Raw genomic sequence first — 15138 nt, forward strand, 5'->3', positions numbered from 1 at the left:
AGGCCTGTTTGCTTAACGCTCCGCGCGCTCACGCGAGTTCGGCACGAAAAAGGGGGCCTCGACCCCCTTGAACGCTCTTTTGCATGTATGGTGCCCGAGGCGAGACTCGAAGGGCCTTCGCTTCGCGAAGCCCCGGGCTTCGGGCGCATGGCGCCCTCGCCACGCTCCGCTACAAACAGGCCACAGGCCTGTTTGCTTAACGCTCCGCGCGCTCACGCGAGTTCGGCACGAAAAAGGGGGCCTCGACCCCCTTGAACGCTCTTTTGCATGTATGGTGCCCGAGGCGAGACTCGAACTCGCACGTTGTTGCCAACGGTGGATTTTGAGTCCACTGCGTCTGCCAATTCCGCCACTCGGGCACGTATTGCGTGAGCTAGTTTATCACAGCTTTCCGTAGATTAGTCCGAAAATGGAACTTCGAGCATTTCGATGAGTTCGACCGTGCGGAGCATCTCGCGCTGACGGCATCCGCGACCGTCGACCGAGGCCTCGCCCATCTGGTTATCGTAGGGGTCCTCACGCATACCGTCAAAGACGGGTTCAAACTCTGCCTGGAACCGACAGTTTGCCACCATGCGCCATGGATCGAGGTTGCCAAAGTAGTGGCGGCGGCGCCATTCCTCCCCCATCCTGCGTGCCGAGGATCCAAACGAGACATCGGCGTTAAGCCAACCCGTCTGCGGTGTATAGAACTCCGCCCAGTCATGCGAGCCCACCGAGTCGGGCGCAACGTACAGGCCGCTCTGCCAACGTGCGGGCACGCCGGCGATGCGGCACATGGTGATAAACGTGAGTGCCATAACACCGCAGTCACCGCGAAGCGAATGCGCGCAGTCATCGGCGATAGAGCCCAGAAGCAGATACGGTGGCTGGTATCGATAGTCGATATGATGCGTCAAATAATCATAGATAGCCCGAGCGCGGTCGAGCTGATCCTCGAGACCATCGATAACATGTTCGGTCAGCTGCTGCAGATACGGCGTGAATGCAATATGTGGTCGGTCCTCGGAAATATCCTTGGGCAGCGGCGCGTCCATACACGGATGCGCCGGAAGCGCTCCCCCGTAGATATCGCAATAAGCGGCATCAATCAGATAACGATAGGTCACTGAGAACGATCGATCAGCCGAGGAAACCCACGAGGCGGTACGCGCCAAAGCGTTCGCGGGAGCAAGGACCCCCTCCGGCGTCATATCGAGAATCTCGATATGAGACTGCTGGCGGCAGGCTGCGGCAACGGGAAGCCACGCGCGAACGGCCTCCCCCTCCAGAGCACCGGGAACAGACACGGATGCTTTAAGCGTAATGGCACGAGACAGCCCGCCCTGTGATTCCATCTTCTTAAGCATCTGGTTGCGCAGCGCAGTTCCATCCGTAGAATCGGGACGCAGGCCCGGAACCTCCTTGGGATACACACGCAAAGAATCAAGGAAGTTGTCGAGAACGAACAGTTCACCATCGATAAAGCGCCAGTCGATGCGCTTACGATCGATCAGGTCGTCAAACTGATCCTCGGTAAACTCCGGCCACTCCTCGCGGATCATCGCAATAGCCTGATCGCGCGACACCGAAAAATGAAACGACGTCTCGATCATGCGATACCGCTCGGCACGAACGCAAGCGGCCAACGAGGGATCAGGGCTCTGCTCCAAAAGACGGTCGCAAGCCGCAACAGCCTGCGCCAGGTACCCGGCGTCCTTGAGACGAAGGATCTCAGGTGGCAATCCAATGTCGAGATGACGAAAATCATCGCAACAAACATCAAAAGAGCAACCAACGGGGCCCTCGGCAACAACCTTTCCATCGGCAGGCAAAACATTAACGACAGCCATAACCACTCCCACGCAGAACGACAACCCGAGACCATTGTACCGACATAAAAAGAAAGCCCCAACAAGGGAGCCATCAACACCGCTGAACGGTAGTCAAATAAATAATTCAGCCCAGTAACCCTGTAGCGAGTTAACGAAGGAGGCCCCGTTTCCCCGGAGCTGATTCCATCGCGCGACTTCTGGCAAAGCCAGGTGAGCGCAAGGGAAAAGCGTAGGGTGAACGGGGCCTCCGACGGGAAAGTTAAACCGCTACTTACGCCTTGTTGACGGAGCCAAACTCCTCCATGAGCTCCTTGGCGCGGGCAACGATGTTGTCGCGACCAGGCTTGAGGAGCTTGCGGGGATCGAAGCCCTTGCCCTGCTGATCCTTGCCAGCCTCGATGTACTCGCGGACGCCCTTGGCAAAGACAAGCTGCAGGTCGGTATTGACGTTGATCTTGGAGATGCCCAGGGAGATGGCCTTCTTGATCTGATCCTCGGGGATGCCGGTACCACCGTGCAGAACGAGGGGCAGGTCGCCGATCTGAGCCTTGATCTCGCTCAGACGCTCGAAGGAAAGACCGGCCCAGTCGGCGGGATACACGCCGTGGATGTTGCCGATGCCGCAGGCGAGGAAGTCGACGCCCAGGTCAGCAATCTGCTTGCACTCAGCGGGGTCAGCGAGCTCGCCGTTGGAGGTCACGCCGTCCTCGGTGCCGCCGATGCCGCCGACCTCGGCCTCGATGGACATGCCCTTGGAGTGGGCGAGCTCAACGAGCTCCTTGGTGCGATCGAGGTTAAGCTGGAAGGTTTCCTCGTGAGAGCCGTCATACATGATGGACGTGAAGCCGGCCTCGATGCACTTGAAGCAGTCCTCGTAAGAACCGTGATCGAGGTGAAGGGCGACGGGAACGGTAACACCCGTGGCCTCGACGGCAGCCTTGACCATGTCGGCGCAGACCTTGAAACCGCCCATCCACTTAGCGGCACCAGCGGTGCACTGAAGGATCAGCGGAGACTTGGCCTCCTCGGCGGCCTGGAGAATAGCCAGAGTCCACTCGAGGTTGTTGGTGTTGAAGGCACCGAGAGCATACTTGCCGGCCTCGGCCTTCTTGAGCATGTCTGCTGCGTTGACGAGCATAAAAGAAACCTCCTGTAAGGTTGCTCCGATAACGCATGAGATTTTACCACGGCGTACCCGAGCGTAAACGTTCGTTTGTTCACGAATATCGTCCAAACAGACTTTTTTTGACCGTTTGCCCTACGGAATCGGCCCGTTGGGGAAAATATCTTGACGTTTGGACACTTCTCGTGCTTAAGCAGCTGACTACAAAGCTACATCTGCATGAAAGGGTTCTGCATGAGCTCGCGCGCCATAGTGGTCGAATCACCATGCCCCGTTAAACAAACGGTATCGGCTGGAAGCAGCTGGGCGAGCTTGGAGAGCGAGCGCAGAATCGCCGCCTCGTCTCCACCGGCGAGATCGGTGCGGCCGTGGCTGCCCGGGAACAGTGTGTCGCCAACAAAGGCGATGCTTCCCTGCTCGGTGGCGGCGAACAAGACAATGCCACCCGGTGTGTGACCGGGCGTCTCGATCACCTGCAGGCAGATATCACCCAATTCAATCGTATCGCCCTCAGCAAGCAATCGCGTCGGCTCGCCCGGATCGGGCGTATCGATGCCCCACATCGCTCGCTGCTCCTCGATATTCTCACGAGATACCAACACGTCCTTCGCACCTAACTCATATAGGAAACCCTTACCGACGGCGGCTCGCGCTCCGGCAACGCCACCTACGTGATCGGCATGGCCATGGGTGCAGACAGCGCCTAGCACGTGCGCGTCAGGATGCTTGGCATAGATATATTCCACAAGACGCTCACCTTCCCAGGCCGGATCGATAATCAGGCATTCGCCGCTCGAGATTACGGCGTAACTGTTGGTCTGAATGGGGCCGTTTACAAGCGCCTCAATCGAAGCCGTACCCCGAGGGGTTAAGTCCAAAGCTGCAGTGACCATGAGCACGTCCTCCTTCTACAAGCGTCGAGGCATCAAACGATGCCTCGAACGTAGCCAATATCATTACCGTTGTGCGTTCGTCACGCCTATACGCGACGCTTAAGCTGAGCCCCACCCTCGCCAGGCATCAGACGGCGTGCGTCATAGACCGAGTCGACACTGCTGATGGATGCCAGCAGCGGATCCAGACCGCTCGCGTCCGAAATCTCGACCATAAAGCGCAGGGTCGCAATGCCCTCGCGGTTGGTCGAGGTAGCGGCGGAAAGGATATTTCCGCCTGCATCGCCAATGGCGATGGTGACATCCTTGAGCAAGCCCATACGATCCAAGCACTCGACCACGATCTCGACCTGGAAAAGCGTATCGGCAGCACCATCCCACTCCACGTCAATCATGCGCTCGGGGTGTTCCATGAGACCCTTGACGTTGGGGCAGTTGGCGCGATGCACCGAGACGCCTCGACCGCGCGTGATAAAGCCCACGATGTCGTCGCCCGTCACCGGATTGCAGCAATGCGCCAGACGAACCAGCAGGCCGCTGTTGCTCTCGCCCTTGACGATAATGCCGTTACTTGCACTCTTGCCACGCTTTTGCGGTTTGCGGTTGGAACCGCGGGCAGGCTGCTTGACGACCTCAGCGATGGCTTCGGCCTTGGTAAGCTGCTCCTCGGGCTTGGGATCCAAGATTTGCTCGACCTTATTGCCCACAGCGCGCGGGGCGACCTTGCCCGCGCCAACGGCTGCGAACAGGTCCTCGAGTTGCTTGAAGTTAAACTGCTCCGCCACGGCATTGAGTGCACGCGTGGATCGCGGCGTAGAGATGCCGTACCCGCGCTTGCGCATGTCCTTGGCCAGCATATCGCGACCGGCAGCAGCGTCATCGTCTTTGGTCGCAGCGGCGAAGTAACGGCGAATCTTTGACTTGGCCGAAGGCGTCTTGACGATCTTGAGCCAATCGCGCGACGGCTTGGAGCTCTTGTTAGTCAGGATCTCGACACGGTCACCCGTCTTGATTTCGTGCGTGAGCGGAGCCACCGCGCCGTTGATTTTGGCGCCGACGCAGTGGTTGCCGACCTCGGTATGAACAGCGTAGGCAAAGTCGAGCGGTGTAGAGCCCGCACGAAGCGCCATGACCTCACCCTTGGGCGTAAAGACAAAAATCTCCTGGTCAAACAGGTCGACCTTCAGTGAGTGCAGATATTCTTTGGCATCGGTGATCTCGTCAGAGGCTGCCCAATCGAGCGAGTGCTTGAGCCAGTTAATCTGATCGTCCAGACGCTGTGCGTCGTTGGTCTTGGAGGCAGACGATCCGCCCGATTTCTTATATAGCCAGTGGGCGGCGATGCCGTACTCGGCCTGCTCGTGCATCTCGTAGGTTCGAATCTGAATCTCGAGCGGACGGGCCGTGGGGCCGATAACCGTCGTATGGAGCGATTGGTAGTTATTGACCTTGGGCATAGCGATATAGTCTTTAAAACGACCGGGCATGGGATGCCACAAAGTATGCACGGCACCAAGCGTGGAATAGCAATCGCGCACCGAATGGGTGATGACGCGCAGCGCCACCAGATCATAAATCTCGGAGAACTCCTTGCCCTTGCGCTTCATCTTTTGATAGATGGACCAATAGTGCTTGGAACGACCGTTGATCTGAAAACCCTCAAGGCCAATGCGGTCGAGCTCATCGGTAAGCGTCTTGATAGTCTCGGCCAGAAAGCGTTCGCGAACCTCGCGTGACTCCGCCACCATGCGGGCGATGCGCTGGTAAGCGTCGGGTTCAAGGTAGAAGAAGGACAGATCCTCGAGTTCCCACTTGATAGAGCTCATGCCCAGGCGGTCGGCCAGGGGCGCATACACATCCATGGTCTCGCGCGCCTTAAACAGGCGGCGGTCCTCGCGCAGGGCGGCTAGCGTGCGCATATTATGCAGGCGGTCGGCGAGTTTGACGATGATGACGCGAATGTCCTTGGACATGGCGAGGAACATCTTGCGCAGCGTAAGCGCCTGCTTTTCGTCCATGTTGTCGACTTCGATGTTGGTGAGCTTGGTCACGCCGTCGACGAGCTCTGCCACGGTTTCGCCAAACAGACCCGAAACATCGGCAAGCGAGGTATCGGTATCCTCGACGGTATCGTGCAGCAATGCAGCGCACACCACATCGCAGTCCATCTTAAGGTCGGCCAAAATGATAGCCACCTCGACGGGATGGTTAATGTACATCTCACCCGAGCGCCGCTTTTGGTTGCAGTGCTTCTCGGCAGCAAAGCAGTAGGCCTGCTCCACCTTGGAAAAGTCATCCTCACTCATATATTTAAGGCACAGGCGCTCCAGCTTGTCGTAGCTGTCCGCCATAATCTCGGGCGGCAGATCATCGGCATGCGTATAGTGCTCCATCTCCGAAAAGGGCTGGAGGGCGGAATCATGGGCGGTACGGGCTGCGGCATCCATCGAGGTCCCCTTCCCTAGGTCCGCGGTACGATCGGGCGGTTAATTTTGGTAAGCATATCAGAAGCGCACGAATCGAGTGCCCAACTCCGGAAAGCCGAGAACTCCATGCGCGAGCGCAAGCCCTCCAAATAGCGGATCGACCTGCTCAACTGCACGCGCCCGGGGTTTTCGGTCATCGCGATGCGACGGGTATCGTCAAACCCCGAAACGTGACAGAAACCGAGCTCTTCGAAGATTCCCAAGCCGCTTGCCACCGAACGCTCATCGACCGGCGTGCGCGCGTCGATTGCAAGGCACATCTGCGCAATGTCGATATCGCTTGCGCAGAATGAATCGTCCCCCGTCTTGCCACGATTGGAGCGCCACATGGTCTGCAGCGCCCGATAGAGCGTGACAAGCTCATCGCGCTCGGGCGCGTAACAATCGAGCAGGCGCTCATTAATACGAGCGTCACGAGACGAATAGAGCAGGTGAATCACGGCAGGCTGCCCATCGCGGCCGGCACGGCCACTCATCTGGTTAAACTCAATCGCGCCAAACGGCATGTGGTAGAGCACGACATGGCGGATATCGGGCAGGTTGACGCCCTCACCGAAGGCCGAGGTTGAAACGATGCAGCTCAGGCTGCCATCTCGAAACGCCTCCTCGACGCGTCGGCGATCGGAACGCGCAAGCCCGGCGTTATAGAACGCGATATGGGTCGCGCAGTCGGGCACACGTTTGCGCAACGTCTTGGCAAGCGCCACGGACTGGTCGCGCGAGTTCACGTAGATGACGGTCTTCTCCCCCGTCGCAACGATCGAAACCAGGCGATTTTCACGGCTCGCAAGGTCACGATCGTCCTCGAGTTGTAGGTTCTCGCGAACGGTCTCGTCGACCACCGTGCTGGTAATCGGCAATACGCGAGCAAGCTCTGCCACAACTGGAGCCGTCGCGGTAGCCGTTGCCGCCATGACAACGGGGTCGCCCAGGGCTTTAAGAATATCGGGCATATCGAGGTATGCACTCCGGTCACCACCCTTAGCAAGACCGGCATGGTGCGCCTCATCGATAACAACGAAGCCAATACGTCCAGAACGCGCAAATCGATCGCGGTGGATAGACAAGAACTCGGGCGTCGTGAGAACGATACCGGTGCGACCCGAAGCAAGGCCGGCGAACACGTCATCGCGTACGGCCTCCACGGTCTCGCCAGTCAGCACGCCGACACCAATGCCGAGCGCGGCCATCGTCGAGGAAAGGTGATAGGCCTGATCGGCAACGAGCGAACGCAAAGGATAGACAAAAATACTCGCACGCCCGCGAAGAACCGCCTCGCGCGCGGCATGCACATGGAAAATCAGAGACTTGCCACGCCCCGTCCCCATAACGGCCAAAACGCTCTGATGGTCGGCAAGCGCGTCGAGTGCCTCGACCTGCGCGCGATGCGGCTGGTTCGAGCCGATAAAGCTATGGATAAGCGAGCGCGTGAGCTCGGTATAAGAAAGCTGGGCGAGCGTCTCGCGTTTACGCGACTCCAGGCGCAGACCAGAATCCGCCGGTTGCACGCCGCGGCGAAGCTCACATGCCGGATCGTCGATATTGGGCGCCGCGGTATCGCGCACCAAGACATCTTTGATCATGAGCTTGGGCTTCACACGTCCCTGCCAATGCTCGGCCACGGCCTCGAACACCAAGTCGACGGCGCTGTCGCAATTGATGAGCCTATCGATCTGCGGCACGCGGAACATGATGGCCGGCACACTCGCGGCACCATCGGTCGCCACAAAGCGCATGTGCTCGCCGGTTTTGCCCACCACGGCGCGATCGCACATCGTCACGCCCTCGGCGGCCAGAAGCGGCACCTTATTGCCCTGGCCAAACGGCTCAAGACGGGAAATTTGCCCAATGGTCTCGATATTTAGCTCGGAGAGATCAACGGTGGCGGCAACCTCGTCAGTGTCCTCAAAGTCCTCGGCGGGAAGCTCCGATAGCACGGCCGAAAGGCGACGGCGGAACTCATCGAGCTTGGATGCCTCGATGGTCACACCCACCGCACCGGCATGCCCGCCGCGACGAATCAGCAGGTCGGAGCAACGCTCGACGGCGTCGAACAGGTTGATCTTGCCCACCGAGCGGCCCGATCCGCGCGCAACGCCATCCTCGATCGAGAAGAGCAGCGCCGGCACGTGATAGCGATTGGTCAAGCGGCTCGCCACGATGCCCTTGACGCCCTCGTGCCAGCCCTCGCCGCCCACGACGATTGCGCGCCCGCCGTCATAAGTCTCCTCGACCTTCGCCATGGCATCGCGCGTAAGCTCGGCCTCGATCTCGCGGCGTTGGCGATTGATTTCCTCGAGCTCGGCGGCAAGCGCGCTCGCCTCGATGGGGTCGCGGGCAAGCAGCAGGTCGAGCGCCAGTTTGGGATCGGCCATGCGGCCGGCAGCATTCAGACGGGGGATGAGCGAAAACGACAGGCCGTCGGCCGTAATGGTAGAAAGGTCGGCCTTGGCAAGTGCGGCAAGCGCGATATAGCCGGGACGGGCCGTCACGCGCATCTGCTGGATGCCCTCGGCGACCAGTGCGCGATTCTCGGGCGTAAGCGGCATCATGTCGGACACGGTGCCCAGCGCCGCGACCTCTATCAGCGAACGCCAATACAACGGCTTGCCCAAACGCTCGCCCAGGACCTGCACCAGCTTGAGTGCCACGCCGGCACCGGCAAGCTCGCGCGAGGGACCCTTGTCCTCGAGCTTGGGGTCGGTCAGGGGCACGCCCTGTGGCACCTGGTCGGACGGCTCGTGATGGTCCGTGACCACCAAATCGATCCCCAGGCTCTCCAGATAGGAGGCCTCTTCCTTGGCGGCAATGCCGTTATCGACGGTCACGATCAGCTGGGGGCGAGCGAGCTCGTTAACGCGGTCGAGCGCCGCACGCGACAGGCCGTAGCCCTCGTCAAAACGATGCGGAATAAACGGCGTGACGTTGGCGCCAAACGAACGCAGCGCCTCGGTCAACAGACAAGTCGACGTAATGCCGTCGACGTCAAAATCGCCAAAGACGGCGATGCGCTCGTGGCTGCGAATAGCACGCTCAACGCGGTCGACGACGACCGCCATACCCGGAATAACGAGCGGGTCCGCCCAGTCGCGATCGAGCGAAGGCGTCAAAAAAAGCTGACCTTCCTCGATGGATGTAATGCCGTGCGCAACCATAATGCGCGCCACCAGCCCGGGTATGCCCAGGCCAGCCGAAAGCTCCTTTTCGAGCTCGGGGTTTTGCTGAGCGACCGCCCAGCGATGCGTTGTCTTAAGCGATGACATAGGCGCCCACCCCCGATAGGGGCAGGTCGCCGCGATACCTCTCACGGTTCATAGCGATGAGTCCTCTGTGTATGCCCGCTTCGGCAGGCAGATCTGTTGAACGGATTTATTATACCGTGCGGCGCGGACGCACAACGGCCAGCACGCCGTGGTTTCGATAAACGAGGGCGGTAATAGCCTCGAAATAATCGGGCGTTTCAGCCACACGGACGCATGCGAGCGTCTAGCATATCCATTCAAAACCGGATTCACGAGCAAAGGGAGTCACAAGCGCATATGAAGCAATGGGTTGGACTGGGCAAGTTCCTCGCGGGGCATATGCAGGTCATCGTTCCGATTTGCGTGACGCTCGGCGTGCTCTTTCCTCAGCAGATCGGCGTACTCAAGCCCATCGTCCCCACCCTGTTTGCCTTTATGACGTTCCAAGGTGCCCTCAGCAACACCTTCCATCAGGTAGCCGAAGTATTCCGCTGTCCGCTGCACCTGATTTTGGCGCTGCTGGTCTCGGCAGTGCTTATTCCCATAACAGCCTATGCCATGGGATCGCTGTTCTTTGGCTCCAACCCCAACCTTGTCTGCGGTATCGTGCTCGAGTACAGCGTACCTGTGGCAGTCACTGCCTTTATGTGGATTAGCATGTTCGGCGGCAACGGCCCGCTCGCGCTCACCATCATCCTGACGTCCTCGGTTATCTCACCCGTTACGATTCCGCTCACGCTTAAGCTCTTGCTGGGCGCCACCGTCTCGATCGACGTGCCGGGCATGATGCAGAACATGGCCTTCATGATCGCTATCCCCGCCCTGCTCGGCATCGTGATTAACGAACTCACGCGCGGATGGGGACACGAGAAGCTCTCCCCCGCGCTCTCGCCCGCCTGCAAGTTCATGATGATGGGTGTTATCGCGTCGAACTCCACCGCCATGAGCGAGTACGTGCTGCACATGAACGCGGTGCGCTTGGAAGTCGCCCTCTTTATTTTGATCTTCGCCATCAGCGGCTTTGTCGTCGGTATTCTGGTCGCCCGCGCACTGCATCTGCCGTATAGCGAAACGACTACCATGTGCTTTACCTGCGGCATGCGCAACATCTCTTCGGGCGCCGTCATCGCCACGCAATACTTTCCGGGCGAAGTCGTATTTCCCGTCATGTGCGGAACGCTGTTTCAGCAGGTACTTGCCTCGCTTATCGGGCATCTCTTTGAGCGTCTAACCGGCGAGGAGCGCGCTGCCCAGCGCAAGCGCGTCGAGGCCGGCCGCGACGCCATGGCACGCTAGGCTGTCCGCATTACGCGGGTGTTAGTCTTGCTATACGAGCGTTTCCAGATGCGCGCGCAGACGCTCAGCATCGATATCGAGCGTCGTCTCGGCATTGACCTGGGCCAAACGATAGCCGACAAAGTAGGGCGAAACCACCCAACGCGGCAGCGCCTTGGCAATGGTCCGACCGCCCAGGTGATAGAAGAACAAGTTGTACGAATCTGCACGGCCACCGTGGTGCTCGTTTAGGATATAACGCAGAGCTACCTGGATCGCATCGGCGAAGAGATCCACCTCGGCTTGGTCCCGCGTGTCATCGCTGGCGGCGATTCCCCGCGGAGCTGAAACGTTGACCTCAAAGAATCCCATAATCGGTTCGGTTGAGATGTTGACCGCAATTCTCCCCTGTTGCCAGACATTGATGCCTTCGAAATTGGCGGAAGTCAGCGAAGCATAGCCATCTTCCTGCTCCAAACCCACAATCTGCATGTGCGGATGAACGAGGCTACCGCCCGAGAGCGGACCCTTGTTCTTGTACATGAGCACGCTTCGATACTGCCGTAAATCGATCATCTGCTGCCAGCAACCCAGGGCAAACCGCATCACATGATGCAGCTCGTCCGGCGCATAGGTCACCAGGTCTGCGTCGTGGTCGGCCGACTCGATCAGCACGGTTTGACGGGTGGCGCGCAGGGTCTTGAACTTATTATCGAGCCAGATACAGTCACCGTCGCGCCGGATGATATTGGCGAGTTCCTCGGTATCGCAAAAGGGGCACGCGGTGCCAGGGCGCCGGTTGTCGTCGGGCTTCCCGCTCGCCTGCTCAACGTCAAATACCAGGGGCACGGGTTATACCTCCAGCGGCACGATCTTGGTGCCATGGAGCTCGGAGACGCCCAGTGCCGCAGCCACGGTATCGCGGTTGGCCGTGGAAATGCCGCCGCCGGGAAGGATGGTCAGGCGATCGTCCGCGTAGTCGATAAGGTGCGACAGATGCTCCAGGTTGTCCTCAATCGGCGTGCCGGCGGCACCGCCATGCGTCAGGATGCGCGTTATGCCGCAGTCGGCGAGCGTGTCAATCGCGTCGAGCTGAGCCTCGGGCGAGAGCTGGTCAAACGCCATGTGAAAGGTGATGTCGATGGGCTCGCGCTTGCACTCCTCGGTCGCGCAGCCCGCAGCCATCACAAGGGCGCCCAACGCAAGTTCATCGAGCGCCCATCCGCCGGCACAAGGCTTGCAGCAGCCAAAGACCAAGCCATCGACGCCGGCACTTACGGCAAGGCCCAAGTCCATCTCCATCATGCGCAGCTCGTCCTGGTTGTAGTGAAAGTCGCCGCCACGCGGACGGATCATGCACATCACCCGTGCATCGTGCTCGCGAGCATAGCTGGTCGTAGCGCTGATAACGCCGGCCGAGGGCGTGGTGCCTCCAACCGCAAGGTTGTCGCACAGCTCAATGCGTCCCGCACCGGCCGCAATGGCCGCCGGCACCCGCTCAAAGTTCTCGGCACAAAACTCGTACAACATAGATAGACCCCCAGATGACACTTCTATTTCCACACGGCATTGTCGCACTTTAAAAACCAAGCCAACGGATCATTTCAAAAGGGGCGCTGACCGAGTTGGTCAGCGCCCCTATTACTGGATGGATTAACCACCAAGATAAGCTTTGCGGACGTTGTCGTCGTGCAGCAGCTCTTGGCCGGTGCCGGTCATGGTAATCTTGCCGGTCTCGAGCACGTAGCCGCGTGTGGCGATGGAAAGCGCCATCTGCGCGTTCTGCTCGACCAGGAGCACCGTGGTGCCGGCCTTGTGCAAATCCTCGACAATCTGGAAGATCTGCTCGATCAGGATCGGCGCCAGACCCATGGAGGGTTCGTCGAGCATGAGCAGCTTGGGGTTACTCATAAGGGCACGACCCATAACGAGCATCTGCTGCTCGCCGCCCGAAAGGGTGCCGGCCACCTGGCGACGGCGTTCCTTCAGGCGCGGGAACTGCTCGTAAACACGTTCGAGGCCCGGGGCAACCGTGGACTTGGGCTGTGTATAGGCACCCATCTCCAGGTTCTCCTCGACCGTCATCTGCAAAAAGGCACGACGCCCCTCGGGTACCTGAGACAGGCCCTTGCCAACCAGCTTGTCGGCGGGCGTATGGATAATGTCCTCGCCCATAAACTTGATGGAGCCGGTCTTGGAGCGCAGCAGGCCCGAGACAGTCTTGAGCGTCGTGGACTTGCCGGCGCCGTTCGCGCCAATCAGGGCAACGATCTCGCCCTCGTTAACGTTAAAGGAGATGTCCTTAATGGCGTGGATGGCGCCGTACCAGACGTTGATGTTGTAGACGGAAAGCATCGGCTCTGCCATTTAGTTCTCCCCCTTATCCTGCTTGCCCAGATAAGCCTCAATAACGGCTTCGTTGTTCTGGATTTCCTCGGCCGTGCCCTTGGCGATGACCTTGCCAAAGTTAAGCACGCAGATACCCTCGCAAATATTCATGACAAGCGACATGTCGTGCTCGATGAGCATGATGGCAATGCCAAAGGTGTCGCGAATCTTGACGATGTTCGCCATGAGCTCCGCAGTCTCGGACGGGTTCATGCCGGCGGCAGGCTCGTCGAGCAGTAGTAGCTTGGGATTGGTGGCAAGCGCGCGGACGATCTCCAAACGACGCTGAGCGCCGTAAGGCAGCGAGCCGGCCTGCTCGTTTGCCAGATGTTCCATATCAAAGATAGACAGAAGCTCCATGGCGCGCTCATGGGCGGCCTTCTCGTGCTTCCAATACGTCGGCAGGCGCAGCACGCCCTCAAAGCCGGAGTAGCGCTCCTGGTTGTGCAGGCCGACCTTTACGTTGTCCTCCACCGTCATGGTGTTGAACAGGCGGATGTTTTGGAAGGTACGAGCGATACCCATGCGGTTGACCTGGTAGACGGACTTGCCCGAGGTGTCCTCACCGTCGAGCAGGATGGTGCCGTGCGTGGGCTGGTACACCTTGGTGAGCAGGTTGAAGACCGTGGTCTTGCCGGCGCCGTTGGGGCCGATGAGACCGGCGATCTCGGTCTTACCGATGGTCAGGCTAAAGTCGTCGACCGCCTTAAGGCCGCCGAACTCAATGCCCAGGTGGATGCACTCGAGCGCCGGGCGCTCGCCCAGGTCGCGGTCGGGAACGATGGCGCCAGAAGGATACGGGACCATCTTGCCCTTGTTGAACTCAAACTTACTGGGCATCGGCTGCCACCTCCTTCTTGGAAGCAAAGCGGTCCTTAATGCGCGCGAAGAACGCCTTGAGCTGCGGGTTGTTAGTAAAGACCATGACCAGAATCAACACGATGGCGTAGATGAGCATGCGGTAGTCCGAGAACTGACGGAGCAGCTCGGGGAGCACCGTGAGCAGCGCCGCCGCGATGACGGAACCGCGCATGTTGCCCAGACCGCCCAGGACCACGAACACCAGAATGAGAATCGACGTGTTGAAGTCGAACTTAGTGGCGGAGAGCTGCGAGAAGTTACCGCCGAAGAGGGCTCCGGCAGCACCGGCGAGAGCGGCGGAGACCACGAAGGCGATCATGCGGTACTGGGTGACGGAGATACCCACGGACTCGGCAGCGATCTTGTTATCGCGCACGGCCATGATGGCACGACCGGTGCGGCTGCGGACCAAGTTGAGCACAATCACGAGCGCAACCATAACCAGGATGGCGCCAGCAAGGAACGTCGAGTAGGTCGAAACACCAGATGCGCCCTGGGCACCCTTGATGATAGCGGTGCCGTCTTCGAGCAGGTGTAGGTCGTCGATCGTGGAATTGCCCGTGATGTTAAAGATCACGTGCAGGCCGCGGGAATCGACGCCCACAATGAGGCAGGTAACGATCTCTTTGATAATCTCGCCAAAGGCCAAGGTTACGATGGCCAGGTAGTCACCGCTCAGGCGAAGAACCGGAATACCGATCAGGAAGCCCAGAATGGCAGCGGCGATAGCGCCGACCACAATGCTGATGATCAGACGCACCGGGTCAGACGGAACGGCGCTCTCCAGCGCGACGGCGGTGACGATTCCCGTATAGGCGCCGACGCTCATAAAACCCGCGTGGCCCAGCGACAAGTCGCCCGCGATGCCGACGACGAGGTTAAGCGAGATGGCCATGACGATATAGGCCGTGATGGGAACCAGCTGACCGACAATCATGCGCGGAATCATGTGGTTAGACTGCATAAAGAACACGATGGTGAACGCCACAACGCACATGGCGTACGTGACAAAGTCGTGACGCGTCTGCTTGTCTGTAAGAAACTTCATAACGCTCA

The 15138-nt window shown here is 59.4% G+C and carries 11 protein-coding genes and 1 tRNA gene; 1 reads left to right on the forward strand and 11 read right to left on the reverse strand.

What is annotated here, in order from left to right; all coding sequences use genetic code 11:
• Positions 1 to 272: 272 nt before the first annotated feature.
• From ACTQ1S_RS03270 to recJ, 6 genes are all read right to left on the reverse strand, one after another.
• A tRNA-Leu gene (locus ACTQ1S_RS03270) sits at positions 273 to 359 on the reverse strand.
• A gap of 39 nt (positions 360 to 398) precedes the next feature.
• Positions 399 to 1832 (reverse strand): transglutaminase-like domain-containing protein, encoded by a 1434-nt coding sequence (locus ACTQ1S_RS03275; protein WP_441064173.1) that lies wholly within the window; start codon positions 1830 to 1832, stop codon positions 399 to 401.
• 253 nt (positions 1833 to 2085) lie between these two features.
• On the reverse strand, positions 2086 to 2952 hold the full coding sequence (fba, locus tag ACTQ1S_RS03280) for a class II fructose-1,6-bisphosphate aldolase (protein WP_441064171.1): 867 nt from the start codon (positions 2950 to 2952) through the stop codon (positions 2086 to 2088).
• A gap of 194 nt (positions 2953 to 3146) precedes the next feature.
• On the reverse strand, positions 3147 to 3830 hold the full coding sequence (locus ACTQ1S_RS03285; RefSeq protein ID WP_441064170.1) for an MBL fold metallo-hydrolase: 684 nt from the start codon (positions 3828 to 3830) through the stop codon (positions 3147 to 3149).
• A gap of 86 nt (positions 3831 to 3916) precedes the next feature.
• Positions 3917 to 6277: a RelA/SpoT family protein gene (locus tag ACTQ1S_RS03290; RefSeq protein ID WP_441064168.1), complete on the reverse strand. Its 2361-nt coding sequence runs from the start codon at positions 6275 to 6277 to the stop codon at positions 3917 to 3919.
• Between the two features lie 14 nt (positions 6278 to 6291).
• Positions 6292 to 9579: a single-stranded-DNA-specific exonuclease RecJ gene (gene recJ / locus ACTQ1S_RS03295; protein WP_441547061.1), complete on the reverse strand. Its 3288-nt coding sequence runs from the start codon at positions 9577 to 9579 to the stop codon at positions 6292 to 6294.
• Between the two features lie 276 nt (positions 9580 to 9855).
• Between recJ and ACTQ1S_RS03300 the strand changes: the two genes are divergently transcribed.
• Positions 9856 to 10854 carry a bile acid:sodium symporter family protein gene (locus ACTQ1S_RS03300; RefSeq protein WP_441547062.1) on the forward strand — a complete coding sequence of 333 codons (999 nt, stop codon included), beginning with the start codon at positions 9856 to 9858 and terminating at the stop codon, positions 10852 to 10854.
• A gap of 30 nt (positions 10855 to 10884) precedes the next feature.
• Here ACTQ1S_RS03300 and ACTQ1S_RS03305 read toward each other — a convergent pair whose 3' ends face one another.
• The 5 genes from ACTQ1S_RS03305 to ACTQ1S_RS03325 form a co-directional block, all read right to left on the reverse strand.
• Positions 10885 to 11682 carry a DUF4931 domain-containing protein gene (locus ACTQ1S_RS03305; protein ID WP_441547063.1) on the reverse strand — a complete coding sequence of 266 codons (798 nt, stop codon included), beginning with the start codon at positions 11680 to 11682 and terminating at the stop codon, positions 10885 to 10887.
• A gap of 3 nt (positions 11683 to 11685) precedes the next feature.
• On the reverse strand, positions 11686 to 12363 hold the full coding sequence (locus ACTQ1S_RS03310) for a copper homeostasis protein CutC (RefSeq protein WP_427729154.1): 678 nt from the start codon (positions 12361 to 12363) through the stop codon (positions 11686 to 11688).
• A gap of 123 nt (positions 12364 to 12486) precedes the next feature.
• The gene (locus ACTQ1S_RS03315) at positions 12487 to 13200 is read right to left on the reverse strand and encodes an ABC transporter ATP-binding protein (protein WP_229770701.1); all 714 of its coding nucleotides are present in this window, start codon (positions 13198 to 13200) and stop codon (positions 12487 to 12489) included.
• Positions 13201 to 14061, reverse strand: coding sequence for an ABC transporter ATP-binding protein (locus ACTQ1S_RS03320; RefSeq protein WP_427719717.1), 861 nt, complete (start codon positions 14059 to 14061; stop codon positions 13201 to 13203).
• Positions 14051 to 15130: a branched-chain amino acid ABC transporter permease gene (locus tag ACTQ1S_RS03325; RefSeq protein WP_441547064.1), complete on the reverse strand. Its 1080-nt coding sequence runs from the start codon at positions 15128 to 15130 to the stop codon at positions 14051 to 14053. Before ACTQ1S_RS03325 ends, ACTQ1S_RS03320 begins: the two co-directional genes overlap by 11 nt.
• Positions 15131 to 15138 lie beyond the last annotated feature (8 nt).

The sequence above is a fragment of the Collinsella sp. LCP21S3_D3 genome, from assembly GCF_052118305.1.
Classification (GTDB): Bacteria; Actinomycetota; Coriobacteriia; order Coriobacteriales; family Coriobacteriaceae; genus Collinsella.

Coding starts and splice junctions, on each gene's coding strand:
- fba (WP_441064171.1), bottom strand. CDS start 2,952: ATGCTCGTCAACGCAGCAGACATGCTCAAGAAGGCCGAGGCCGGCAAG.
- ACTQ1S_RS03310 (WP_427729154.1), bottom strand. CDS start 12,363: ATGTTGTACGAGTTTTGTGCCGAGAACTTTGAGCGGGTGCCGGCGGCC.
- ACTQ1S_RS03285 (WP_441064170.1), bottom strand. CDS start 3,830: ATGGTCACTGCAGCTTTGGACTTAACCCCTCGGGGTACGGCTTCGATT.
- ACTQ1S_RS03300 (WP_441547062.1), top strand. CDS start 9,856: ATGAAGCAATGGGTTGGACTGGGCAAGTTCCTCGCGGGGCATATGCAG.
- ACTQ1S_RS03325 (WP_441547064.1), bottom strand. CDS start 15,130: ATGAAGTTTCTTACAGACAAGCAGACGCGTCACGACTTTGTCACGTAC.
- ACTQ1S_RS03290 (WP_441064168.1), bottom strand. CDS start 6,277: ATGGATGCCGCAGCCCGTACCGCCCATGATTCCGCCCTCCAGCCCTTT.
- recJ (WP_441547061.1), bottom strand. CDS start 9,579: ATGTCATCGCTTAAGACAACGCATCGCTGGGCGGTCGCTCAGCAAAAC.
- ACTQ1S_RS03320 (WP_427719717.1), bottom strand. CDS start 14,061: ATGCCCAGTAAGTTTGAGTTCAACAAGGGCAAGATGGTCCCGTATCCT.
- ACTQ1S_RS03315 (WP_229770701.1), bottom strand. CDS start 13,200: ATGGCAGAGCCGATGCTTTCCGTCTACAACATCAACGTCTGGTACGGC.
- ACTQ1S_RS03275 (WP_441064173.1), bottom strand. CDS start 1,832: ATGGCTGTCGTTAATGTTTTGCCTGCCGATGGAAAGGTTGTTGCCGAG.